Origin of the sequence: Vibrio sp. 10N.261.46.A3 (genome assembly GCF_041472995.1) — a bacterium.
GTDB lineage: Bacteria > Pseudomonadota > Gammaproteobacteria > Enterobacterales > Vibrionaceae > Vibrio > Vibrio coralliirubri.
Map to the genome: position 1 here is coordinate 162,379 of NZ_JBFRRH010000027.1, position 24,494 is coordinate 186,872.

Here is a 24,494-nt window from a genome sequence, read left to right on the forward strand (position 1 = left end):
AAAACTGACGTTTTTAAATTAAATTTATATTTAACAGTGAGTTAGGTTGGTGGTTTTTATTTTTTTATCCTAATTATATCAGTTGTCATATTTTTTTTGTAAATGGGCTGGTTTGACGACTTTAGGAGTCTAAGCTTGTCATAAAAAATTTAGGCAATTCTCATATGAAGGCTGTTTTTCATAGCCATCGATAGCTTTGTAGTTATGAAGCAACGCACTCCCCGATGATTATACGATTTAGCTTAGCTAAATCGAATTTGGAAAGAAACAAGTCAGTCCATAATAGCACTAATCTAAATTACTTCCTTTCTTCTCAACTTGTTACTTGGGGTATATCAGAAGGCACCAATCAAATGAGGTGCACCTTAATACCTCTAACTAGGTAGTTAAATTAATTGTGCTATTACGCAAGTCCTTCAACTCAAATGACCAACGCGGGTAACGCAATACCTTCAAAGGCACAATGTTGTCGAGCGAAGTGTTTGATGGCTCGTGTACTAACATGTGTACTTGCATTAAAAACTGACTTCATATACATATTGAAAGGCTTGTTAATACTAAAATAGCTCAATGCTAACCTATAACAAAAGTCGGCAAGTTTGATATCTGACGAGTTCGTTGCAACTAGAACCTCATTTAAAAACTCTGGCCCTATCCTTTTTAGTCTAATCCAAGATTCGAAGTAATCAGGATTGCTGCAAAACTGCGACAAACTCATATACATTTCGCTTCTTTGATTAGGCAAACTATGCTGATTTAGTAATTGTGCAGTTAGTAGAGCGTTTTCATGAAACTCGTCAGTCGTAACGGCCTCATTAGTTTGAAAATCGAACGTGATTAGGCGTTCAACATCATCACACGTCGGATCAAGTAGAAGAATATCATCAATTTTTTTTGTTCGAGTGCCAGCAGAAAGACCGACTTCTGCATACTGCTCTTCCATGACTGAGTTATCGATTTTTTTGTATTGGTCTTTTATTTTTTCACCATTGCACTTATCACAAGACAAATGCAAATTATTCCAGTCATATGCTCTTTCTGGGTGGAAGTTATTGTAAGGACGAAAGTGCTCCACGACATGCCTAGTACGTATGTCTTTTTGACAAAGAAAACACAGGTTAGCGTAGATTCTACGAAGAGCCGACTTTACCGTTTCATCACCATAAACCCCGTTATCAACTTTAGTTGACCCACCCATTTTTATTTTTAGAATTAAATTATCGTAGCGTTCCCTATTAGCATGGAGATTCGTTAAAGCAAAAGGTTCTCCAGCTATATTGCGATTAACCTTCCGCATTAATCACCTCAATAAATTCACTATCCCCCATCATGTAGCATATTCGCTCAATCTCTCTTGTTAGTGAGTCGGACTTACCAATCAATGAGCTACGAACAAATAGAGCTCGACTATTATCGTTCTTTGATAATGCCTCTTTTAAAAAACCTATCCTTTCTTGTACCTTTGGTGAAAACCCTTGGTCTTGCCCGAAAATTTTTAGTGCAACTTCATTTATATCGTAGTAACTGAAGTCATCGTCCAAGATCTCGCCTGAAGGCAGTTTTACGACGAGAGAGCTTTTACCTAGAGAGCGAATTAAGTAAGGGCTATGAGTAGTAATAACAAATTGTATATTTGGAAAGTAATCCAAAAACCAAGGCAGTACTTTTTCTTGGAATGATGGATGGAAATTCATATCCATTTCATCAATAAAAACAATACCATCAATATTTTTCATTTGATTAATGCTGACTCGGTTGACCGTAGCAATGTCGGCCATTTGAATCAAAATATTAATAGCTGTTACAAACCAGTCACTCTGCCCAGCAGATAGAGCACTTAATTCCGGAACATTGGTAAATGAAATTCGTTTATCAGGGAAAGGCGTTACACTATAGCCTCCCTCAATAGACGGCTCTACAGATCGAAGAACATGAAAGAAATACTTATATAGAGAATACGGGCTGTCGTTACCATGAGATTTACCAATCATTTCATCCAGTAATACATCCATGAAATATGAATTGGTTTCTTCAAGCCCAGAATTTACCCGCATAGGAAACTTACGAGTTCCGACAACACGGCCCCGTGTTGTTACAACTTCGTGTGACGTTGGTTGATTATCATGCTCCCAAGCAGGCAACTCGTTCCTACTATATGGGCGGAACAACACTACATTCTTTGGTATAAGATCGGGTTTAAACCTATCGACACCATTAATGTTAGAGGTGCTTAACATAAACTGGTCAGTTGGACTATAATAACGACCAAAGGTTGCCCTCAGAACTGCCTGATTATCTTGAGCTAATAAATCAGGTGATGGGACCATCGCTCTATGGGAGTGTATTGTGACTTCATTTTCAGTAAATGATGTTGATATGAGGGCAAAGCTCCCTCCGCTTTCAGCTGTATTAGATACATGGTTCAAATTGTCTCTGTATATATCTTGTTTATCACTTGGAGAGGATGTGTTGCTAGTGTTACGTAAGTTGGAATAAAGTACAGACAGCAAAGAAGATTTATTCGAGCCATTCTCACCGACAAAACAGATGACACGATTATCTTCTGGTATTGACAAGTCTAGCTCTTTTATTTTTTTGAAATTTTTAATACTTATTTTAGATATTTTCATTACTTGACCTATCTGGTTCGATAACACTGTATTGCTTAGCTTTCTTACCTTAGCAAAGCTAGATCGTTGATTACTTATGCTATCTTTCGAATCTACGTATTCTAATTTAAATTAAGTAAACTTCAGATCTGTGTCTAATGGAAAGTCGTTGTAAGCGAACACTGAACTCCACTAACTTGATCTGATCAGGATAGACTTAACATTAAGTTAAGCCACTTCTTTGAGCTCGAACTGCTCTTGGCTTAGGTAATCTAGAGCGTTGTGTTTTCTAAGCCATTGTAATCCACTTCGATATATTCAAAATATATTTTCTCGCTTTTGATTTCACGTCATCGAAAGCCCATATTGAACAGCCACAGCTAGTAGGAAAAGTTTTCATCACAGGCATAGCTCGAAATGGAGAACTTTTGAAGTAAAAAGTGCCTCGGGTAAAAAACAGACTATAACGACTTTGGACCATTGTGAATTATGCCCCATAGAGCATCCTGATTTTGCGGGTTACTTCTATTGTTGCAACCAGCCGCCCCCACAGGTTGCTGCTGGCCAAGTATTAGCAAGATGAGGCGAAGCTTGAGGGGTGACTAGTAAGGCACCCTTTAATACCAATCAAGCATTATCTTCTCAAGATCTATAGAGATTCATCTTGATCTCTTTAAGTATATCGCTAATTCTCCAAGAGGAAATTATTTCCCTTGAATCGAGCCAGGTAGCCAAAGCCTGATTCTCTGGTGTGTCTTTGAGTCTTGGTGAATGATACCCGATGGTTATGTCGGAATATGGCTTAGGGAGAGTAGCTAAGACATCACGTACGCCATCATCCGTTAAGAGGTGATGATACTTATTCAAAAGTGCAACTTGTGTTGCTGTCGATGAAGAGTTCCTTATCAAAATACGAATAATATCCCCATTTATGTTTGGAGGAGTGTCATCACCATTTAGTATGATAGAACTAATAATTGCAGAATGCTCAGGTAGATCAACTAACGAGTGTAAATCAACAATCATCTCGATGACCTTTATTTTGTTTTTATGGGTAATCTCGGACTGAAGGAGAGCAACAAGGAAATTATCATCAAAGTCAAACTCAAAGTCGTCTAGCTCCGCCAAAAATGTATCGATATTACTCGCAACAAACAGGACCTGTAACAGTCTGTCGTTGAGCGCATTGAGAGAATCATTAGAAAATGCGACTTTTGCTTCTTGAATTAGGATTTTAAGTTTTGTTGACTCAAGTTCTGCAGGAAACAGTGTAAACAGTACAGGTAAAGCTTCTACATACGTTTTGTATCTACTATCGGACATTGAATTCGCATTAAGAACAAAAGAACGTATTTTTTTTGAATCCGAATCACTAGGGATAGCTTGTTTCAAAATGACCGTACAAACAATATCTTGATCGAGATATTCAACTAAGCTATTCGGCTCAAAACCTTCACTTTCCATAAAGGCAAGACAGTTTTCCCAGTTTGGTTCAATCATAGTTAATTTGAATAGCGTTGAGTGCAATCTCTCTGGCACACCTTCTAGCGTTGGTAACGCTGTCGTCTGCTGCTCAAGAAACTCCTGAATCACATGTGGCTTTATCTCTTCACGGCGAATTACATCCAAAATAGCGGATACATCCTCCTCTGTATTAGTTTTAATAGACAAAAGAATATTGCATAAATAATTTTCAAAATTACTTTCAATTCGATTTATCAAGACGGTACTGTTCGTCGCACGTATTGCCGTGAGATTCCTTGTGTGCAATGGGGTGAGTTCTCCCTCTCCCAATATCACTTGATAAGCAAATTCTATGTTCGCTAACGTAAGTTCAAAAAGTCCTTCTTTAAACATTGAGTTCACAATGTCAGAGTGATCTTTAATTACATCGAAGTCTTTAACGTCAAAATTTAGGCAAACGAAACGCTCAGGTTCGAGCTCAGGCGAGCTGATCAGAATATCAGAGAGGTTCTCTGATACAAAAGCAGGGAATTCTTCAAAATCTCTTGAAATAGATTTAAGTGAATGTTTCGTTAATCCAGCAAGAAGTTGAATACCGTGTACAAAGTTGTTTGGACTAGTAAGTATAGTCGGTACAAGCTCACTCCAGACATTAGCTAACTCTTGGAGAAGTTTAGGGACATCATTCCCGCTACTGTAATAAGCAATAAAGAAGTCTTCGCAGTTGAAAAACTCTTCCATAATGTACCCAAAAAGCTTCTCTAATTGACTTTTGTAACGGCGTCGATCACTCAACAGATTGTCAACAAGTGAGATATTCAAAACGTAGCTTTGTCCAAAATCCTCATCTCTCATCGCCGCAATAACTTCGTTCGGATTATCAATAGGAAAATCTGGTTCTGGTGTAATAAATGCACGTATTTTAATGAGAAATTTATTGTCATTGGGCGACAATCGACCAGAATGAAAAAGAGAAGTGTATTGGTAATAGGTATCGTCTAGATAACCTTCTAACAGCAGAAACCGAGCAAGCTCTCCATTCTGACCAAATTCCTCGAAAAACTCCTGTAGACGGTCGTTATTCAATCGTAATTGCTCATGTAGCTTCTTGGTTCTTAGCGTAACAACTTTTGGTCTAAGATCTCGTATTGTTCGTAGAGTTTTGGTTTTATTTTCCTCTGACTTATTTTCTATTTCCTCCTTGCGTTGAAGATAAGTTTTGTGTTGGTCTACATTAGCTTGGAGTTGAGATACATCAAGGCGTTGATTATGACCATGAATATTTCGAGAGTAGATATACCGAGTCTCAAATAGTTCGTCAAACTGTCCATAGCCTGTCAACTTGGCAATAGCCACGTGATTATGATGATCAGTGCCAACACTAGTAGCATTTGATGGAAGAACCTCTATTAGAGCCATCGCATAAATCTGACGCAACTCTTTCAAGTCAGAAGGCGTCTGACGTTCAGCTATATCAAGTTGCTTTTCGAGTGAGGTGATTTCTTCTCTAAACTTTTTCTCTCCGAGGCTTATTAGCTCATCTCGGTAGCTCAATATTGCAGCGAGGGCTCCTTTTCCTCTGTGTAATTTTTCGAAATCCCGTGGATAAACATTTTTGTAGATCAAAACTGCAAGTAGTTTATTGGCGTCGAGTAAGTTTTCTCCATCTGTTTTCAAATTATCCATATAAATACTGTATTCATTGAAAATGTTTTGAATTAACCGGAGATCGTTTAAATAACGTGATACCTCTCTCAGAAACTGACGATCAAGACCTTCGTTAAGTGCAAGTCTTGCTCCTACCTTCAAGACCATATCAATGGAGTTCGATGAGTTGATGATAGGAATAACTGGAATGATAAATTCGAAGAATTTGGTTCGCTCCGTGTTCACAAACATGTCATCGCGTAGCGCATATAGAAATCTAATATGTCGTTTTACGCCTGAATTTGCGTTCACTAGACCGTTAATTTCACGCAATGTAACGAAAATATCAGTATTGTCGAATCGATCTAGATCCTCAATGATTACAAGATCGTAACTAGTTTCTTGGAAAAAGTAGACTATCTCGTCTAAATGACGATTCAGTATTGAGGATTCATCATCACATGCGGGTTTAATTTCGACATTTTTTAGTGAGATCCCCTTGAGTGACAAACCAAAGCTCGCGACATAGAAGTGATGCAGTACCTGCCAGAGAAACGCTGTTGCAAGCACAAATAAACCTAAACTGACTGAATTTTCGAGCGCAATAGGAGTGAAATAAGTACCGTTAATGACTCCTTCCCGCTGATGAAACACATACCAAAGCGCTAGCATCCCTAACAAAATGTACAATGACTTAAAGATTGACCAAACACCAGGCGACTGAATTCTCTTAAAGCGAGATAACGGGAGCTTGTTTGCATCCGCACCGTAAAGCATTTGCTGTAAAATACTTCTCTCGATCTCTTGACGATCCACTGCTTCAACATTCGTGTCCGCTTCGGTAATGAAAGTTGCGAGAGAAATATGGAGAACTGGCCGTCGATACGTTTTCAGGAAAGATTGAATAATGCTACTCTTTCCTGAGCCATAAGGGCCTGTCAGCGCAATATTTGAGATTTTCGGATTGTTCGTTGCAAACCTTAGCGCTTCAGAGTACGAGCCAGCCTTATCCGCCTCATCTGTTGGGGCTAGATCTACGAATTTCGATTGCATATCGTTGACGTGTTTTTTTTGTTCTAGCCAGGACACTGTCGTATCAAGCCCCTTGATGAGCCAACGTATAAATGAGGTAATAGTCTTATTCATATATTTGTAATTACTGGATTTTAAAAATTGGGAGAATGATAGCCGTTGGTGCTTTTGGCTCTTAATGTTCTGAAACCTAAATACAAAAGGGGGTTGAACCATCTATCTATAACATTGCCTTAATATGGTTTAGCTGCATCCTAAGTCATTATCCATACTTCAGCTGTCATGCACTTCTTATCGTTCACATACCACATTAGCATTAATTTTGCCTTATAAAACATATATATAAGCCAAATAACTTTAAATATGACCGGTTTTACCTTGGGCTGAGCTACTCGTCAAATTAAGTGATATATCATTCGAGTTACCTTGATCCTATAGACACCAGACCATTAGCAAACACAGGTTAAAATAGTGACTCAGAGGCTTAGCGCTTCAGCGGTAGTTAGCTCATTTTGGGGTATTTTCGTGCTATCTGACGCTTCCTGAATAATGTGAGAGAGCATTGTGCTACTCTCCCACATTAGATTATTCAGCAGTCTCTTTTACTCTATAGTTTTCTTTCCAATGCCTTGCTATAGGTAGCACTAACATGTGAAGAACAAGCCACCATAAATACTCCGGAGTAGTTCCCCAATAGGTTGATTAAAGAGATTTAAGCCAAATCCATTGCAGGTGGGTTCCGCTTTTTGGTAGCAAATAGTTAAATAAGAGACTGTAACAATGAAAAGTAACCGATAATAACTGATGTACTTTTAGCCCAAAAGAATACGTTCGTAGGCCAGTTAATTATACGGTTGACTTTAAACTCCTCTTTTTCAGTGAATCGCATCTCCATAACTCGGTTGACTATTCCCCATGCAGCACTTGAATACATATACTGCAACAAATCGAGAGCTAAGCCGACAATAAAAAATATTAACGGTGTAATCAACTCAGCAGGAATTGAAACTTTACCGGATTCCTTCTGGACAAATATCCAAACAACAGCAATACCCGCCATAGCTAGTTGCCGACAAACAGCTGATAGAGAACCTGTATGCGTATAGTAATTATTGCGGCTATCTTCTAGTTTCATTGTGGTTTTCTTGGGCCTCCACTACTAGTTCCATTTCCACGTTGTCTTTTTCCTGACTGGTCCGGAATATTTGGTTTTTGTGGCTTCGTTGGTGGCTTCGTTGGTGTCTTAGACATGTATACCCTAGATTTGTTGATTGCTTGCAAGTTTCCAATAATGGGCTCCAAGCACTGTTAAGCGACAAGATTTCGAGTTTATCGCTGCATAGTACATATGGTCTTCACCTTCAGGTACTACTAAGTTCACTTTAACTAACCGCTGTAGCGTGGCGAATAGTTTAGTATTGGTTTCATCCGCAAGTGGTGAGTCAGGTTCGAACGATGGATCGAGTGCAAACGAGCTTCCAGCATCTAAAAAAAAGTCAGGGAGACTTCTTAAGTCATCCAACGATATAGGGGCTTGACATTTACGCAACGTAGTAAAGCTTTTCACATTAGTTTTAAATATAGGACGTTGATCCCAAGGGCCTAATGATTGGTCAATATGCGCGTATATGCTTCCGGGTGTGACATCACCGACAAGGTTTGCAGCACTACCACTCAAAGCATCAATAAATAAATTTGTAAAAACGCCATGCCCATTCACTTCGTCGGCATACTGGTGCGCACTAGAAGCCGTTAAAATTGTCACTCCCTCGCTCAAAAGAGATACTGTCGTTGAGTTTGGTACAGTTCCAGCAACACCTGAAAAGCAGCTATCTAAAACAATAATTCTATTTCGAGCTGGAGAATCATTTGCGATAGTTAGTAACTCGGAAAGCGGGAAGCCATCATCGAAAGTTGTACACTCTGAAGTTACTAGGTAGCCACCAGTACTCTCTATATGTCCATGTCCTGCGAAATAAAAGAGAGCAACATCACTTGCATCCTCAAATAAATCTTTTGCAGCTTCTTTTAGTTGCTTTCTGTTTACACTGGTTTGACTTCCAGTGGCTGTTAGGTGCTTCACGCCAAAGTTAATTGAACCATCGCCATGTCTTTCTAAGACCGTTTTGACCCCGAAGGAGTCGTTGACACATCCGTATAATGGGTCGCATTCATCATAATAATCGATACCTACAACAAGCGCTTTTTTCATTACGCAAGTTCCTTTATTGCATCGACTATTGACTTGCCTTGCCACTTAACAACCTTGTGCGCGGCATCTTTAACTACTTTAGATGTTTTTTCTGATGCCCAAGGTTCAATTGCGATGATAGGTTTGCCATAGTATTGAGCAATTTCAATTTCTATTTGAATCCACTTGCTGTAGCTCGAATATACGCCCGCCAAAATCAAAACACAGCTTGTATTTTTAACTTTGGCATCGATAGCCGCGCGTAGTTGACGATCTGTACCACATGAATGGATTGGATCATTCATTGGCACTGAATGGTTATAATAGGACAACCCTTGGTCATCAATTAGCTTTGTTACTTTGTCGTATGCGTCGGAATAAGCCCATGAGTGACTAATAAATAAACGGTACATGATAGAATCCTTAAATAGAAAGTAGGGCTACATTCCCATAAAAGCCAATTTAGAAACGAGAGCAAAATCACCAAATGAGATTGTGAAAAATGCCAAGTATTACGAATCACCCTTAAGCAGATTGTAAGATTAAATTTTTTGCTCGATTCCCCCTTGAATTGCCAATATTTAAGCCCCCGATATGACTTAATCTTTCATGCGCACTTTCGCGATTAGTTATTATTAATACACCTAATCCTATGTGTTATTGCTCTCCTGTTACACTCCTAACTCAACGTGACAAACCAGTAGTTCATCACTAAGTATTATTATCAAAATAGATGAATTTCAAAGTGTAATCAATAGGTTAACTCAATTAAAAGTAAATTAGGTTGCAAGGTTTAGCCTAATAATGGGAAGGATTAGTCAACTTATCGGATAACTTTTGGTAAGGAACAAACTCCTCAATGAGTATGTTGTGAGCTTCTACTCTATGTAATTTGGGGGCATTTCTGAGGTAGAACGTGCTACGGGTAATCACAGTAATTTTTGCAACAGGCTGTTGCAAAATTGGGGGTTGGAGTTTGCCCAATAGCTTGTTGGCCAAATCAATCTTATGATAGTTTTCTAGTACCTAGACTTGTTTTGGGGCATATCTGCGTTACGATTATCTGCCCCTTTAGTGTGTTAATCAAAACCATGTGTAACCCTTCTTACAGAAAGCAAGATTCCAGGTGGTTTTAACTTCACATCGCAACTTGCGATGTGGGTAGCCACTTAAGAAGTACCCGTGTAAATTCCAAAGGATTAGTATTTTAAGTTCAAAAAATTAACCCCAATAGCACTACGGTATTACTAATAATTAACCTTTCGACTTGAGAGAGGATCTCGCATAAAAAAGCTCTCCATAATAGAGAGCTTTGATGGGTTATCGGTAGTATTGTTTTTGGCGCTTCGAGTTATATTTCCAATTTTTTGCTAGGCCATACACATACGACGGGTAGTCGTCCCATGGGTTAGCTAATGCTCTTCCTCGCGCGGCGCGCAGCTTAGCTGGGTACCCTCTACACTCAATCTTATGAAGAAAGTAATAGCTCTTTTCCTGCTTGGTAGAAAAGTGCTTGTGGGCTCCACTACGAACGCTCGGATAAAGATCCCAAAGATATTGGCACTGGTATTTTATACGGTTCCGGTACTGCTGTTTTAGCCTTTTCATTTACCCTCCAGGTTTGCATTACCTAGAAGGGGGCCTCTGCAAAGTAATTCATTCCGGCCTCCCCAGTGTGCCTTTAGTGAAATTGTAGCCTATGGTTTTTTCAACTACATAGAAGAGAAAGCCGAGATCACTCTCTGCTTAAATGCCCCAAGTAGAAGCTCATCAAACGTCCCTAGTGTTCCATAGAGACTATTTGAACTGTCTGTACTGCTTTCCCAAGATACTGTTGTTCTCCCGCCTTTTGGGGGCTCAAGCGGAAGCGCGACACTTAAGCTATTTCCTCGACCAGAGAACTCTGTTTCGATAGGTTTCCCCATACTTACATAGAGACGAGACTCAGGAATATCCTGTTCAACCCTTTCAGAAAACTCAATCAGACTTTGTTCAGCAAAAGTGAATAACCATGCTTGTTGGTTTATTGTATTATTAACACGAAGTATTCGTCCGAGCACCTGCCTGAAATACAATTCCGTTTTGACTGAACTCATATGGCAACATACTTGAAGACGCGGAATATCAGTACCCTCACTGATCATACCTACACTAACAATCCATTGTGCGTCGCTTTGTCGATAACGCTCTATTTCTGCCAGCGGCTCTTCATGTCGATAAGTGACGATAGAAACGGTTTGCCCAAACTTTTGAGATAGTATCTCTTTGATTGTTTGCGCATGTTGAACCGACGCTGCAACAATCAGCCCACCGGCATTGGGGGATCTGATACGTACTTTTTCTAACCGCTCACATCCTAAACCGAGTAGATATTCCATCGCCTCTTGGTTGTGAATAACACTCTGGTAGGATGACTTTGTCTGTTTAAGCATCTCTAATATTGATGAAAAGGATTCGACTTTTTCGCGACTACTAACAGACAAGTGTTCATTATCAACCAAGACGATTTTAGGCCTTCTACAAACACCATCAGCTATAGCCTGTTTAAGAGTGTATTGGTAATCGACAAGAAGCTGTCCGTCTGGGTCGCTGTACTCACCCATCACAATGGGTAAAGAGTCTGAACGCCACGGTGTACCTGAAAGTGCAAGGGTAAAAGTAGCAAGCCCTTGAATCTTAGTGAGAACTTGCTGCCCCCAAATGTTCGCATTTTCAACCTCAGAGCCAGAGCAATGGTGTATTTCATCAAAGACAACAAAGACCCTGTGATTCCGCAATGTTTGCCAAAATTCGTCATTGAGGAATTGGATAGATTGGTATGTTAAAGATTGCCCGACAGATCCCATGCCGCCATTAAACGTACACTTAAGGATCGACGAAAAGGTTTTTTTTATACCATCAGAAACCGTCAACGATGGTGAGAAGCACAATACAAGATCTACCATGTCACTTTGTAACAACCTTGACGCAATATTAGCGGCAAGTACTGTCTTACCTGCTCCAGGTGTAGCTTGGCAAAAGAAATGGAAGCAGTTGGATTGATATTTTTCCAACGCTCTGTCAGAGCATTCACTTTGCCACTCCCTTAACACGGTTCATTTCCTTCATAGAGAGTACTAAGAACCTTTGTTAAAACGTTCACTTTACCGAGCAATAAAGCGGCGCGTTCTTTAGCCTCTTGATGCAAAGGGGCCAGTTTATTCTTTAGCTCAGGAAATCGAGATACGATCGACTGATACTCGTCAATCTCCCCAAGTATTATTTCCAATTCGCCCTTATATTCATTACGTTCATTGCTCAAAATGGAATAGTTTTGAGTGGGTACTTTAGGGTTTATATCCGCTTGGTTGTTCGTGGTTACATTGTTATGTAACTCTTTAAATTGTTCCGTTTGAAAGTAGCGCTTTTTTCGACCTGAGCCCTCACTTCGCAACCAAATTTTCTTTTCAAAGTGAAAAATTGCTCGGTACACCTTTTTGCGAGCTTCGGCAGAATTGGAGTCCACATTATCAAGGGATAGCCACAAATCTCTCGCTTCTAGCACGGTGAATCCATCTAACCCATTTTCTATCAATAACTTGTGCATGACCGCACTAATTCTTCGAGCCCGTTTCATTTCCAAAATTACACCAACCAAAAACTAAGGATTGCTTAGTATGCAGAAATCAGTAAAACTAAGAAAATCTTAGTTACCTTGAGATCAGAGACATGAACTATAAGTGTCATTTACTAACCCAATCCCTGAGCGTCTTAAAGAAGCACGCAAAAAAGCGAAACTCTCCCAAAAAGCTTTGGGGGTGCGTATAGGTATGGATGAAAGCTCCGCAAGCCCGAGAATGAATCAATACGAAAAGGGAAAACATACGCCAGATATCAGTACGTTAAAGTCAATTGCAGATGAACTTGGTGTGCCTTTGAGTTACTTCTTTTGTGAAGATGAGATTTCTGCGGAGTTAGCTGTGAATCTAAATAAGCTCTCTGAAACGGATAAGCAGAAGGTTCTTGAGGTGACGGCGCGGCTTATTGAAGAGTCATGTGAAAATACTAGCCCGAAATAGGATTAGCAACGCGAGCCAGTGAAAGGGCACTGGCTCTATTTGTCTTTTAAATACTATTTGCTGTTAAGGTAGTCTAGAACGACTTCATGATGGTCTTTAGTCTTGAACTTGTTAAATACATGCTCAAGGTTACCAGCTTCATCAATTAGGAAGCTTGTTCTTACAACGCCCATGTTTTCACGGCCCATGAATTTCTTAAGTTGCCAAACACCGTACTTCTCACAAACTTCGTGTTCTTCATCGGCTAACAATGTGAAGTTAAGTTCTTGCTTATTGATAAAGTTAGTCAGTTTTTTGGGTGTGTCTGGGCTTAAACCTAGTACAACAACGTTATGAGCATCTAGTTCAGCCTTAGTATCACGAAGCCCTTGAGCTTGGATTGTACAGCCAGGCGTTGAAGCGCGTGGGTAGAAATAGAGTAGTACTTTCTTTCCTTTCAGCCCTGAGAGGGTTATTGGGTTATTGTCTTGGTCGTTTAATGTGAAATCTGGAGCGATTTGTCCTGCTTCGATAGCCATGGGTTATCCTTACTTTCTTTAATTTACTCTGAATCGAGCTTTCTTATTATTTCAGTGTGTAGTTTTATCTATGCTTGGTGGTGTTGTCTAGTGGTAACTCTAAACTAGGTTTAGTTACTTTCTGAAGTTGCCTTCAACGATATTATCGGGCCTAGTGTTAACGACTTTATCCATGGCTTTCTCACGCTCTGAAGCAGGAAGCATCTCCATTAGTTCTTGAATCATTTTGATGTGATTAGCTGCTTGGGTAGCTAATGCTTGTTCATGACTTCTAGCGAGATCTAAGTATTCCTTTTTCTTCTTATTTGCTTGAGTGTTTTCACTTTTTTGTTTTTTAATCTCCTCTAGTAAAAGCTCTACTTCTGATTGAGCCGACATACATTTGTTAACGCGAGCCGATAGCGACTTCTTTTGTATCAGATCCTTTATGTCAGGGTGATTGCGAAGAGCCCCAACAGACAAACCAGCTTCTTTTTCGACTGTACTGTTGTTGATTTTTAGCTTACCTTCTCGGGCTTTCTTCCTTAGCTCACGGTTTTCTGGTTTACCCTCTAACAAGCGCTCTAGGGCATTGATAAGCTTATTTTTAGTTGCTTGTGTCATTATGCAGTCACTCCGCAGGGTATCAGCAGGTCTTGAACCTCTTGAGGTATTACAACGGGTTCATAGCTGATATTTAAGTCTTTCATAATGCGTTCAGCAGCCGTGATTTTGATATACACTTCTGACGCTGTTTGAGGCGTTAATTCATCATGCTCAATGTCCCATAGCATATGAATTTCGGCTTCTTTGCGCTTCGCTTCGGCAAAAACGGCATCAACAATATAGTCGTTCTTACAGTCCACACACTCTAATAGGTTGACTTGGGTACGTAGGCTACAACCTGTTGAAGTGCAATAAATTCCGGGGGCGACGGCGTGAATGTGGCGCTTTTGTTCTCGGATTTGCTTTTTCCAGTAGTTGAGCGAGAGCATGTCGTCATCGACCTTATCTTTGAACAGATTACGCTCAGCCTTCATCATGTTTTTGGCAAACTCCTTGCCCTTGCCTCCAGCGATACGCTCTTTATTCGCAAGCTTCCTGTAGATGTTCAGGTAGACCTGCGCTTGTTGGTCAACCCTTTCTGCATCAATGGCATGAACCAAGTTTTGTTTTTGTTTTCTGACTTTCTGGAATTTACTGGCATTCTTGGCGTAATGGCGTGTCATCGCCATAGACACATGGCTAAACTGCTGCTTGAGTTGGGGGAACGCGCAAAGTTCATACCCGATAAGGTAGTAAGCGAACGAGCGGCGGAGCTGATGCCCTGTAAACACATAGTCATCACCTACATTAAAAGAAAGGTTAGGGTCGGAAACTTTCAAATCTATGATGTCGTCGTTAGTTAACGCAAGCTTTTCCTCCGATACACGATTAAACCAACTAACTGGATGTTTAGCTAGGTTATTTTTACTGATAGCACCACAGCCCTCTTTCGTCTTGTGGAAGTATGCTTGGCTATCAGGGTGACGTTTTCTAAGTGGCGAATGCAGCGCTTGCAGTATTTCGTAAGCCTTTTTCCCGATCTCAGTGGTGACAAACTCATCCTGTTTTGACTGAGAACCTTTTGTGGTTTTTGATAGGTCTGCATGAATAACGTGAATGGTTTGCCCTGATATGGTTTCTGTTGTGGACCCATTTGCGGTGTGTAGGTGAAAGACTTCATCAGAGCGCATACCTGTGCGGGACATTAACGCCCAGAGGCAACCACCGTTGAGTTCTTTAAACAGCGATTGCGCTTTTGCAAGTCCGGTTACCATCCTGTTGACAATCCTCAATGTTCGCTCAGGGTGGAAATTGTCGATGTAATTAGTGGTGATCGCAGGTTTGTGCTTGTAGAGCAGTTCAAGGGTCGATTCTTGTGTCGGGTGATTGAGCGCGAGAAAAGCAGCTTGAAAGGCTATTCGTTTTTGCTTACATACTTTATGTCCTGCAGATAAATACCACTGAATCCCGCCATTTTTGAACTTTGCTTCATCGCTAACAAGGTATTTAGCATACCCTTGGTAGGCTTTGTCATGGTAGTCAGCAATGTAATCTGAAAGCTTACCAAGCTCATCACGAATGGGGTATAGCTCGTTCACCAATGCTTCTGATTGTTGAAGTCCCAAATAGTACAGCCGCTGTGGGATAACCGTGTACTGCTCAGGCTCTTTAATGGTTAAACCAAAATCCGAGGCGTTTAACGCTTTGGTAAGACTAATGTTAAAGGGTAGCCTCTTGGCTTCAATGTACAGTTTGTTGAGTGGGGGGTAGGATGATTCTCGTTCGAAGTCCAAATCGGTAACATCACCTAATACCCAAATTTCTAACAGCTCAAAACTTAATAACTCAAAGCTATTATGGCCTTCATTCAGTAGCGCAGAGGCGACTTTCTTTAACCTAGAGATAGTCTGCACGATGCTCCCAAAAGAATAATCTTTGGGCGAGAGCCACATCATACTCAATGCCAGTGCTCTCAATTGGTTTGTCAGGTTGCGCTCCATCACCTTTCCATCAAGAAAGAAGTCTAGAGTATCCGATTCGGTCGCATTAGGCTCAAAGAAGGGTTGGAGCTGACGCCAAGCGTTGTTGTCCCCAATTTTACCCAGTGACTCACCTGCGACGCTAAAACCAATATCTAGCGTCTCAAGCTCATCCCACTCGCCTGATTTAATGGCAGGCTCTAACACATCCTTTAGGTAGTTTGTGTAGCTTCCAACAAGATTTTGCGCACTTAACAGAGCATCTTGTTGGTCAATGTTGTACTTAGGTAGCTTTATCATGATTGGCTCCCAATTAACGGTGTAGGGCTAAAATGGCGTGATCCATAGATACCCGAGGGTGACGCCCGTTTTTGTTAAATAATGCCATTGCACCGTCGTACACATCCTTGCTGGCACCATCGAGGGTAAACTCAAAAGCGGCGATTCTTTCATGGACTTCCTCTTGTGCGTTAGGGTACAGGTTAACTGCCTCCCTCAGTACATCAATGAAAGAGATAAGTTTATAGATGTGTTGAGTCTCATTGACGGCTTTGGCTGATTGACATTTATGGCACATGTCGTATTCAGCACAAGGTAGCTGTAGCTTCATGGCGTTATTGGTTTCACGCTGGGTGTTTTTTCCACCTGCAATGTTTTGTTGCCCATTGCAATGAATGCCATTGGGATTGGTTTTTGCCCTTTCTTCCTCTTGCTTCTTTTTCCATTCATCATGTGTCAGCATTGTGATACCAAGTTTGGCTGCAACTATCTCTTTTGCTAGCTCTAACCCCGTATCTTCATCCAATAGCTCCATCACTTGTAGAGCTTGTGAGATGATGATTTTGTTGAGGCTTGAGTCACCATTGGCATAGTGCTTATCAATGGTTTGAAGAAGGTTTTGCAGCAGGCTTTGAACGCCGCCAGCGCCACTCGCTGAGTACACTTGGTTACTGGTCATTTCTCGCCAGCGGCTTGATTGCAGTGAAATGAAGTATTTGTTGGGCGCAATTGACCATCTATTCATTAACATAGAGCTGATAGGGCTTATTCCGTCCCAGTCTTTAGGGGGGCTTTTTGCTCCACCACGCTTGAGCAGCAACCGCTCATAGTTTTTAGAGTCTTGTTTATCGGCTAACTCTGTGGCGAATTGTTCAATATCTTCGATTAACGCCTTGTCAGCAGCAGGAACAGAGAAGTAGTGGCTCTCGCCACGACGGTATTTGAACGACACTCTGATGTTGCCCTCAGTGTCTTTATCCGAATAAGTCAGCGGCAGTAAGATGCCTTTAAGGGATAAGTCTGTGTAACACGATAAAATGCAGTAGGCAGTATTCGTTGCGCCTTGTGTGGCTTTCGTATTTGAGCACGGGCGAGTGACTTTACTTACGACAGAACGGCCAAGTGTATTCGTCTCTTTTTTTAGCTCTATAACATGTTGGTTTCGATAGCTATAAAATAGTTCCTTAAACCATGGCAGGCAAGATGCACGAATGGGTGATAGTAGATTTAACTCCACCATCAGGTGCTTATTTGTTTCCTGCAAATTGAACGAGTTACTTTTCTCCCCTAGGTTATTCAGCATAAACAGTAACTCAGACCCTTCTTCGCCACCGCCATATAATGCTGAAAGGGTTTCAAGGGTTTTAATAAACTTCACTCCGTCCCGTTTATCAACATCGAAGCTCTGGTTGGTAAGTACTGCGTCTACCTCTTTGTTTGCACGCGCCTTAAATCTCGATACCTTAACCACTTGTAAGCTTTTATCCCGCTCATCAGTATGAATCGTGATTGGATGAGCGATGCTCTGTACGTCGCCATCGTTTAATGAGGTAAAAAAGCACATAAGGTGATAAGCCGCCCCCATCGCCATGTTAAATGCGGCGGCAGGCTTTACGGATTTGCCCGTTTTACTACCCCTATGGGATTGGGGTTTGAGAGACGTTGTAATTGGAATGACTTCTTGGTGGTCACCTAAGCCAATAACGACAAGCAGTTCGTCAGGCAGGACAAGGTTTTCTTTTTTTGCCGCAATGAGCTGTGGGGCTAGGATGAAAAATAACTCACTCAACCGAGCAACAAGCACCTCTTCTTCAGCGTCAGAGTAACCCTTATTTGGTGTCGCTTCGCCAGTAAACCCTCGGTGATGAGTTACCCATGTGTCAGCGGGTAATCGACACCACGAAAGGGCGGTGCGAAGTTCTGATGCTATTCTAGCTGCTGAACTTTCTCGAATGCCCAGTTCATCACCGTGTCTCATCTCCCATAATTTCTTTGATGGACTGTACATTTTTATGCGGTGCCGGAGTTCGCCATCATTCCCTGCATATTTTAAATAGCCAGCTTCAGAAAAGGGATCTACTCCGACCCCGTCACAAAAGACAGTGAATCCACGTAATATTTGGTAATGTCCCGTGACGGTTGATGCCGACCTCCCATTATCAAAATACTGGTTGGTTTTTTCACAAAAACTCCTTAAAAAAGGGATACGGCTGTCGATTTTGACGTTATTGCTATCAGCACCAAGGTGTAACAGGTGTGATATATCAAACTCGGTTGCCTTCCTGCTTTTGGTGTCCTTATAGGGGATGGTAAGGTGCAACGGAACCACATTCTTACTGTTTCTGGCGTGCTTAACCGTCTTTGAGTTCTTCGCGAGTGGGCTTTTTGACATACTACAGTCCTTTGTTGATCTTGTTATTTTTGCTCTCTGCAACCCGTAACTGCTCATCAAACTTATTCATGAACTTAATGTACTTTTCCGTCGTTGCGGTGCTTTTATGCCCCATTAGCAAGGCTAACTCGTCCATTAGGTACTCATAGGCAACCTGCCGCTCCCTAGACTCACACCAAAGCCAATGTGTGGCATAAGTTGATCGCAGATCATGGATTCGATAGTACCAGTCGGGCTCTAATGCCCGGATACGCTCTCGCAACTCACTAAAATGTGCCTCTAGAGTTTTTACTTTGTATGGCAGTCCTTTATTGGAAAGAAAAAGGTAGTCAGTGGTGTCCTGTTCTTCCTTAGAATCGATCAGCTCATTTCGTCTTGTCAGATTCTTTTGTCGCTGGCTACATTCTTTGTATTGTTCTAATTCCTCATACAGTGCGATAGGGATTTCAATCGTGCGCTCCTTACTGCCCTTGGTATGTGTAATCGTCAATGGCACGACATCCAATCCACTAAAATCTGTATCACCAATATCACGAGCAGGAAAGTGGGTGGCTTCATCAATCCTAAGTCCAGCCTCTTCACATAGTCTCAGTATCAGGCAAGCAGCTTTTGGCAATGTATGAATGTGTTGGGAGAACCGTTCTTTATCATCGAACGACATAGGCTTCAATTTTTGATGAGCAGGCGTTTTATCGACTTTGGGGAACTCCTTCATGATGTTTGATATCTCATAGACCCGCTTTGCGCCAGACTTAGTATGGGCAAGCATGTCATGCTGATTGGTGCCGTCTAGGTATGCTTCAAGCTTGGTGAAGTGTGTCAGGACGTGCTCATCATCATTTTGGAGGTAACCGTGTTTCTGCATCCACTTATAAAACCCAATAACAGCACCCATATAGCTCCTTGCTGAGTTAAGCGAGTACGCTTCGTCACCCGTTGCCTCCTTCCGAGATCGACAGTTTGCCAAAAGGTGCTGTGCAAATTGCCAAGGCGCGCCTTCTTCTTCATGCTTTGTTAGTGTTTTATATGTTAGGTACTGAGGTGGTATCACATTCCCATCATCATCAACTTGAGGGTAATGGGTAGAGTCTAAATATCGAGTAAAGGCCAATAAGCCTTTGGCCACTGATTTGGTGTCTTGAATTTTTCCTTCACCGCTGAGTTTTGACACGAGGTAAAGAGATTGTGGATAAACAACACGCCCATCTGGTGCAAGGATAATATCGGTCTTCTTTAGGCGAGACTGTAAGTTGGATGGAGAAAGGTAGGATGAGTGGGTCACTTCTCCAGAGTCACTATCGATGATCTCTGAGATTCTCAGTTTAGCTAATGTATCTACCTCTATGGAGAGCAATCGGTAGTCATCATAAACATCGTTTTCTTCATGCTTTTCTATCACAAAACAACCCTCAATATATTACCCACATATTAAAGGTAGACTGTCATAAAAAATTATCTAGGGTTTTTGTCATAAAAAATTTCTAAGGGTGAATTTCTTCTCGCCCCAAACACCAAACTGTTCAGCAACGCTGTGGTCTTCATCAGATAGCAGCGTGAAGTTTAGAGATTTCTTTTCAACGAAGTTTGGTAGACGTTTTACTGGGTCAACACTCACACCTAGAACAACCACGTTTAGTTCATCAAGCTGTGCTTTGATATCACGCAGGCCTTCCGCTTGCACAATACAACCTGGAGTCATTGCTTTAGGGTAAAAATAGAAAAGTACTTTTTTACCTTTGAAGTCACCAAGAGATACGATATTGCCATCTTGATCTGGAAGAGAAAAAGCAGGTGCTGGAACACCAGCCGTTAGCGTATTCATGACATTTCCTTTTTAAAGACTGTTTTTGATAAAGTTGAGCGAGCCTTGGACTGATAGGCTCTGACACAGCGAATCGAATTCTTCTTGTAGCTGCATCAAGTTACATTCTGATTGCACAGAAGCGGTAATAGAGATATGGAATTGGTCGTTGTCGAGTTGAACCTTAGATTTATTGATGGTTCGTGCACTTAACGAATCGAGGCCGATGTTTCGGTCTGCGAAGAACTGGGTAAACTGCTCAGTAAGGCCGATTTTATCGTCTGACTCAACGAACACCTCTACTGTGTAAGAGTTCTCAATAACATCATGAGTTGAGGTTCGCTTCATAATCGTAATCAAGTCGTGCTCTTGTCCAAGCAAGGGCAAGGTGGTTTCAACGCGGGTAATGTTGTTTGCCTTTCCAGACAGCAGCATGATAAGCGTAAATTCTTCGCCAAACAGGGCGATACGGCTATCAATAATGTTACAGCCTGATTGGGTGACTAAATGAACCACTTGGTTGCATACACCTGGGCGATCAGTGCCCACAGCTGTGATTACTAGATGTTGAGTCATAAAATCACGTCTCTTTATATTCCATTGATTCATGCATGTTAGCACAGTTAGCTCGTGGAATAAGCGTGCGTACGGGGCTTTTTATGAGCGACCTTGCTTCTAACATGTAACCAATGATAAGAATATTGAGCGCGTTAAAAAATGAGATAGAGTGATGAGAGCACAGCTTACTTGTTACTGACATCCAGAGGTGTGCTATCCGCTAGATTGAGCGCAGGTTACCCAAATTCTAGGTAGAACACCGTTAGAAGTCGTTTTACCTCAAACATACGACAATATTTAATGCAGATGTTGCCGGTAAGCCACTTTAATGTCTTGTGTTTATTGATTGGCTTACAGTAACATGCAAAAAGAATAAATTAAGGGAGATAGACATGTTTTCAGGAAGTATCGTTGCGCTAGTTACGCCATTTAATACAGATGGTGAAGTGGATTTCGACAGCCTTAAAAAGTTAGTTGAGCACCATGTTGCTGCAGGTAGTGATGGTCTGGTTGCGGTTGGCACAACAGGTGAGTCTTCAACACTCACTATTGAAGAGCATGTCAAAGTCGTCAATAAGATCGTTGAATTTGCTGATGGTCGTATTCCCGTTATCGCTGGTACAGGTGCAAATGCAACTCATGAATCTGTTCTATTCAGCCGTTTGTTGAATGGTTCTGGTATTGCTGGTTGCCTGAGCGTAACGCCTTACTACAACAAACCGACTCAAGAAGGTTTGTACCAACACTACAAAGCGATTGCTGAAGTCAGTGACGTTCCACAAATCCTATACAATGTTCCTGGTCGTACTGCTGTAGACTTGCTTCCAGAAACGGTTGCTCGCCTTGCTGAGATCGAAAACATCGTTGCACTGAAAGATGCGACGGGTGATCTCGACAGAATTGCAATTCACCGTGAACTTTGTGGCGAAGACTTTATCTTACTAAGTGGTGATGACTTAACAGGTCTAGAATTTGTTAAGCGTGGTGGCGATGGCGTGATCTCTGTAACGAATAATGTTGCAGCCGCTGATATGGCAACCATGTTCAAGCTAGCGAAAGAAGGTAAGTTTGAAGAAGCAGAAGCGATCAATGAGCGTTTGATGCCTCTACATAAGAATTTGTTCGTTGAGTCTAACCCTATTCCCGTAAAATGGGCGGTTCATAAAATGGGTCTGATTGCTGAAGGTGGCTTACGTCTACCGCTGACTGAACTGTCAGAGCCAGCTCAACCTGTTGTTGCTCAAGCAATGACTGAAGCGTGCATTTACTAAAACGTATGAAGTGATGCCGAAGCAAACCTTCGGCATTTAGGAGTATAAATGAAGTATTCTCACCAGCTAGTGATTGGGTCACTGGCTGTTTTCGTTCTTACAGCATGTTCTGGCAGCCCGACTCAACGTCGCCAAGCCAAAGATGATTTCGAATACTTAGAAACACCTGAGTTTTCACAATGGCAATTGCCTGAAGATGCTCAGCCTCAGTTCTACCCAAACTTTGACATCCCAAGCGGTGAATTCAGTGGTGGTACAGGTCGTGAAGTGGATATTCGTCCACCGCAACAAGTGCTTGAGCTGATCCCAGGGGCTCGTGCTGAGCGTCAAAACGGTGAAGTGACACTATGGCTTCTTCGTGCTGAAGAGGCTGACCGCGTGTGGCAAACGGCTGTCGATATGCTGGCTCAACGTGGCATTGGTATTCGTGAGCAATCAGAGAATGAGATTGAGACCGATTGGGTAACTTGGGTTTCTGAAGATGAAGACGTAGAGATTGGCAGCCGCTACTCTATCTCTCGTTTTCAAGCAAACAACCGTCATGGCTTCAAGATTAACCTGATTGATTGGCGTGAAGGTACTGAAGAGAAACCAGTAACGGCAACCAATAAAGAGCGTTACAACGCGTTCCTGACTAACCTAGTTATGGCTAAGTACGATGAAAACCTTCGTGCTGAAGCGGAGCTGAAAGCGCAAGAGTTGGTGAAGCGCATCCCAATTTCAATGGGTGCTGACCGCAGTGGTTTCCCTGTGATTATTGCTCGTACGCCATACAATGTATTCTGGCAGCGTCTGCCTAGCTTGTTGCCTGAAATGGGCTTTGAGCTTGAAGAACGCAATCAATCTCAGGGTACGGTGAAGGCGAAGTACGCAGCACCAGATGATGAGTTCTGGGAAGAAATTGGCCTACAGCCTATCGACTTAGCGCCAGGCACTTACAACTTCCTATTTGGTGACCTTGGCAACCGTACGTCAATCAACGTAACGGATGCATCAGGCAAGCCAGTAGAAGAAGAGCTGCTTAAGTCAATGGTTCCGGTACTGGCGCATATTGCTGACCAAACCAAAGATGATAAAGAAGCGAAATCTGAGTAGTTGCACTTAAGCCGTCACAGAGCTGAGTTAAATTAGCTCTGTGATTAGCAAAAGCAAATAAAAAAGAGGACACACTGTGTCCTCTTTTTTTTTGTATTCGTTGTCATCTGGCTATATTGGTCAATCAAGCTGATTAGCCAAAGCAAAAGGCTATGCGTCTTTACTGTCTTTGGATTCTTCTTTTTCAGCTTTCTCTTGGTTAAGTTTATCCAAGCGATTGAGCTTATCTAAGTCTCGCTCAGTTTTACCATGACCCGTCAGATCCATATTGGCGGTCTGTTTGAGCGCTGCGATGTTACCCACCACAACGCTAACCACGATGATGATGATAACCCAAGGGTTTGTAAGCCACTCCAACATAAGCGCTCCTAATGACTGATATTCGCTACGAAGCGTGCATAGATCTCGTCTAGCTGCTCCATAATAATCTCATACCCTAATATTGGCTTAGATTGGAGTTGCTTGCCAAGTAAAGTCGGAGATAACTGTGATAAACACGACTCCGATACTTTACGATGGCTGATATGCCATGGTTCGACCGCCACACCGCCGAGGTCTTCGCTATAAGGGAAAAAGAACCCAAATTGCGAAGCGTGAACAGATAGCCATTGGTAAAATGCCTGCTGGTGGCCAGTAAGGTATTCCCATGGCTCTAATTGCAGCTGTATACCTTCAGGTAAGTCGTTTCGAGCAAAGACATCAAAGTCACAACCCCAATGGTGACGGCTCGCTCCAGGAAGGGCAGACCATCTCAGGATTGCCGACAACTTCTGATGTTCACTGAGTGTTGAAGCATCAAGTGGTTGGCTCTCTGAATCCAATATTGGCGCTTCACCAGAAAACTTACGGTTCCAAATCAGAGACTGCCTTGCGTAGTCGCGAAAGCCACTGGCAATCTCCATTTTGAAACCCGCGAGTTGAGCAGCTTCAATCAAATTGTTTAGGTCATCTTTGACCTCACTGTGAACCAAGAAGGTTTTGCTGCCAATGAGGCTAGGTTCTAGATGAGAATCTGATTGTCCGGTTAGCTGCTCTGGTGTCATAACGTGTCTCACAATAATTAGATGCTATGAAT

19 protein-coding genes and 1 pseudogene are annotated in these 24,494 nt (G+C 41.8%); 3 read left to right on the plus strand and 17 right to left on the minus strand.

Annotated features, from left to right (window positions below):
* Positions 1 to 421: 421 nt before the first annotated feature.
* The 8 genes from AB4484_RS08145 to AB4484_RS08180 form a co-directional block, all read right to left on the minus strand.
* A complete protein-coding gene (locus AB4484_RS08145; protein WP_372077452.1) occupies positions 422 to 1,297 on the minus strand; it encodes an HNH endonuclease in 876 nt (291 codons plus the stop codon).
* Positions 1,284 to 2,630, minus strand: a complete 1,347-nt coding sequence (locus tag AB4484_RS08150) for an AAA family ATPase (protein WP_102449930.1) — start codon at positions 2,628 to 2,630, stop codon at positions 1,284 to 1,286. The genes AB4484_RS08145 and AB4484_RS08150 overlap by 14 nt, the downstream gene beginning before the upstream one ends.
* Positions 2,631 to 3,251: 621 nt before the next feature.
* Entirely contained in the window at positions 3,252 to 6,866 is a 3,615-nt protein-coding gene (locus tag AB4484_RS08155) for an ATP-binding protein (protein WP_372077454.1), read from the minus strand.
* Positions 6,867 to 7,512: 646 nt separating this feature from the next.
* Positions 7,513 to 7,887, minus strand: coding sequence for a hypothetical protein (locus AB4484_RS08160; protein ID WP_102449931.1), 375 nt, complete (start codon positions 7,885 to 7,887; stop codon positions 7,513 to 7,515).
* Positions 7,888 to 8,010: 123 nt separating this feature from the next.
* Positions 8,011 to 8,964 carry a caspase family protein gene (locus AB4484_RS08165; RefSeq protein WP_102449932.1) on the minus strand — a complete coding sequence of 318 codons (954 nt, stop codon included), beginning with the start codon at positions 8,962 to 8,964 and terminating at the stop codon, positions 8,011 to 8,013.
* Positions 8,964 to 9,356: a TIR domain-containing protein gene (locus AB4484_RS08170; protein ID WP_102449933.1), complete on the minus strand. Its 393-nt coding sequence runs from the start codon at positions 9,354 to 9,356 to the stop codon at positions 8,964 to 8,966. Before AB4484_RS08170 ends, AB4484_RS08165 begins: the two co-directional genes overlap by 1 nt.
* A 1,299-nt stretch (positions 9,357 to 10,655) precedes the next feature.
* Entirely contained in the window at positions 10,656 to 12,035 is a 1,380-nt protein-coding gene (locus AB4484_RS08175) for a DEAD/DEAH box helicase (protein WP_372077457.1), read from the minus strand.
* Positions 12,029 to 12,559, minus strand: coding sequence for a hypothetical protein (locus AB4484_RS08180; RefSeq protein WP_372077484.1), 531 nt, complete (start codon positions 12,557 to 12,559; stop codon positions 12,029 to 12,031). Before AB4484_RS08180 ends, AB4484_RS08175 begins: the two co-directional genes overlap by 7 nt.
* Positions 12,560 to 12,662: 103 nt before the next feature.
* Here AB4484_RS08180 and AB4484_RS08185 point away from each other — a divergent pair, with 103 nt between their 5' ends.
* Complete coding sequence (locus AB4484_RS08185; RefSeq protein WP_102549239.1) at positions 12,663 to 13,001, plus strand: helix-turn-helix domain-containing protein; 339 nt, start codon at positions 12,663 to 12,665, stop codon at positions 12,999 to 13,001.
* A 53-nt stretch (positions 13,002 to 13,054) separates the two neighbouring features.
* Here AB4484_RS08185 and bcp (AB4484_RS08190) read toward each other — a convergent pair whose 3' ends face one another.
* From bcp (AB4484_RS08190) to AB4484_RS08220, 7 genes and pseudogenes are all read right to left on the minus strand, one after another.
* Positions 13,055 to 13,519 (minus strand): thioredoxin-dependent thiol peroxidase, encoded by a 465-nt coding sequence (gene bcp, locus AB4484_RS08190; protein WP_102361962.1) that lies wholly within the window; start codon positions 13,517 to 13,519, stop codon positions 13,055 to 13,057.
* Positions 13,520 to 13,633: 114 nt separating this feature from the next.
* A complete protein-coding gene (locus tag AB4484_RS08195) occupies positions 13,634 to 14,122 on the minus strand; it encodes a bacterioferritin comigratory protein (protein WP_372077459.1) in 489 nt (162 codons plus the stop codon).
* Positions 14,122 to 16,323 carry a site-specific integrase gene (locus AB4484_RS08200; RefSeq protein WP_372077461.1) on the minus strand — a complete coding sequence of 734 codons (2,202 nt, stop codon included), beginning with the start codon at positions 16,321 to 16,323 and terminating at the stop codon, positions 14,122 to 14,124. Before AB4484_RS08200 ends, AB4484_RS08195 begins: the two co-directional genes overlap by 1 nt.
* 13 nt (positions 16,324 to 16,336) lie before the next feature.
* Positions 16,337 to 18,694, minus strand: coding sequence for a hypothetical protein (locus AB4484_RS08205; protein ID WP_372077463.1), 2,358 nt, complete (start codon positions 18,692 to 18,694; stop codon positions 16,337 to 16,339).
* Between the two features lies 1 nt (position 18,695).
* The gene (locus AB4484_RS08210; protein ID WP_372077465.1) at positions 18,696 to 20,093 is read right to left on the minus strand and encodes a tyrosine-type recombinase/integrase; all 1,398 of its coding nucleotides are present in this window, start codon (positions 20,091 to 20,093) and stop codon (positions 18,696 to 18,698) included.
* 90 nt (positions 20,094 to 20,183) lie between these two features.
* Positions 20,184 to 20,516 (minus strand): annotated as a pseudogene (bcp, locus tag AB4484_RS08215) (thioredoxin-dependent thiol peroxidase); the annotation flags it as partial.
* 12 nt (positions 20,517 to 20,528) lie between these two features.
* Entirely contained in the window at positions 20,529 to 21,071 is a 543-nt protein-coding gene (locus AB4484_RS08220) for a glycine cleavage system protein R (RefSeq protein WP_017060705.1), read from the minus strand.
* A gap of 374 nt (positions 21,072 to 21,445) precedes the next feature.
* Here AB4484_RS08220 and dapA point away from each other — a divergent pair, with 374 nt between their 5' ends.
* Positions 21,446 to 22,324 (plus strand): 4-hydroxy-tetrahydrodipicolinate synthase, encoded by an 879-nt coding sequence (gene dapA, locus AB4484_RS08225; RefSeq protein ID WP_050644965.1) that lies wholly within the window; start codon positions 21,446 to 21,448, stop codon positions 22,322 to 22,324.
* 48 nt (positions 22,325 to 22,372) lie between these two features.
* Positions 22,373 to 23,419 carry an outer membrane protein assembly factor BamC gene (bamC, locus tag AB4484_RS08230; protein ID WP_372077467.1) on the plus strand — a complete coding sequence of 349 codons (1,047 nt, stop codon included), beginning with the start codon at positions 22,373 to 22,375 and terminating at the stop codon, positions 23,417 to 23,419.
* A gap of 150 nt (positions 23,420 to 23,569) precedes the next feature.
* On the opposite strand, the gene AB4484_RS08235 is transcribed toward bamC, so the two are convergent.
* Both AB4484_RS08235 and AB4484_RS08240 read right to left on the minus strand, forming a co-directional pair.
* A complete protein-coding gene (locus tag AB4484_RS08235) occupies positions 23,570 to 23,779 on the minus strand; it encodes a DUF2897 family protein (protein ID WP_372077469.1) in 210 nt (69 codons plus the stop codon).
* An 8-nt stretch (positions 23,780 to 23,787) separates the two neighbouring features.
* Complete coding sequence (locus AB4484_RS08240; protein ID WP_372077471.1) at positions 23,788 to 24,462, minus strand: M15 family metallopeptidase; 675 nt, start codon at positions 24,460 to 24,462, stop codon at positions 23,788 to 23,790.
* Positions 24,463 to 24,494 lie beyond the last annotated feature (32 nt).

What these genes read in the sequence shown, in the direction of transcription:
- AB4484_RS08145 (WP_372077452.1), bottom strand. Translation starts at nt 1,297, where the DNA reads ATGCGGAAGGTTAATCGCAATATAGCTGGAGAACCTTTTGCTTTAACG.
- AB4484_RS08150 (WP_102449930.1), bottom strand. Translation starts at nt 2,630, where the DNA reads ATGAAAATATCTAAAATAAGTATTAAAAATTTCAAAAAAATAAAAGAG.
- AB4484_RS08155 (WP_372077454.1), bottom strand. Translation starts at nt 6,866, where the DNA reads ATGAATAAGACTATTACCTCATTTATACGTTGGCTCATCAAGGGGCTT.
- AB4484_RS08160 (WP_102449931.1), bottom strand. Translation starts at nt 7,887, where the DNA reads ATGAAACTAGAAGATAGCCGCAATAATTACTATACGCATACAGGTTCT.
- AB4484_RS08165 (WP_102449932.1), bottom strand. Translation starts at nt 8,964, where the DNA reads ATGAAAAAAGCGCTTGTTGTAGGTATCGATTATTATGATGAATGCGAC.
- AB4484_RS08170 (WP_102449933.1), bottom strand. Translation starts at nt 9,356, where the DNA reads ATGTACCGTTTATTTATTAGTCACTCATGGGCTTATTCCGACGCATAC.
- AB4484_RS08180 (WP_372077484.1), bottom strand. Translation starts at nt 12,559, where the DNA reads ATGAAACGGGCTCGAAGAATTAGTGCGGTCATGCACAAGTTATTGATA.
- bcp (WP_102361962.1), bottom strand. Translation starts at nt 13,519, where the DNA reads ATGGCTATCGAAGCAGGACAAATCGCTCCAGATTTCACATTAAACGAC.
- AB4484_RS08195 (WP_372077459.1), bottom strand. Translation starts at nt 14,122, where the DNA reads ATGACACAAGCAACTAAAAATAAGCTTATCAATGCCCTAGAGCGCTTG.
- AB4484_RS08200 (WP_372077461.1), bottom strand. Translation starts at nt 16,323, where the DNA reads ATGATAAAGCTACCTAAGTACAACATTGACCAACAAGATGCTCTGTTA.
- AB4484_RS08205 (WP_372077463.1), bottom strand. Translation starts at nt 18,694, where the DNA reads ATGTCAAAAAGCCCACTCGCGAAGAACTCAAAGACGGTTAAGCACGCC.
- AB4484_RS08220 (WP_017060705.1), bottom strand. Translation starts at nt 21,071, where the DNA reads ATGACTCAACATCTAGTAATCACAGCTGTGGGCACTGATCGCCCAGGT.
- dapA (WP_050644965.1), top strand. Translation starts at nt 21,446, where the DNA reads ATGTTTTCAGGAAGTATCGTTGCGCTAGTTACGCCATTTAATACAGAT.
- bamC (WP_372077467.1), top strand. Translation starts at nt 22,373, where the DNA reads ATGAAGTATTCTCACCAGCTAGTGATTGGGTCACTGGCTGTTTTCGTT.
- AB4484_RS08235 (WP_372077469.1), bottom strand. Translation starts at nt 23,779, where the DNA reads ATGTTGGAGTGGCTTACAAACCCTTGGGTTATCATCATCATCGTGGTT.
- AB4484_RS08240 (WP_372077471.1), bottom strand. Translation starts at nt 24,462, where the DNA reads ATGACACCAGAGCAGCTAACCGGACAATCAGATTCTCATCTAGAACCT.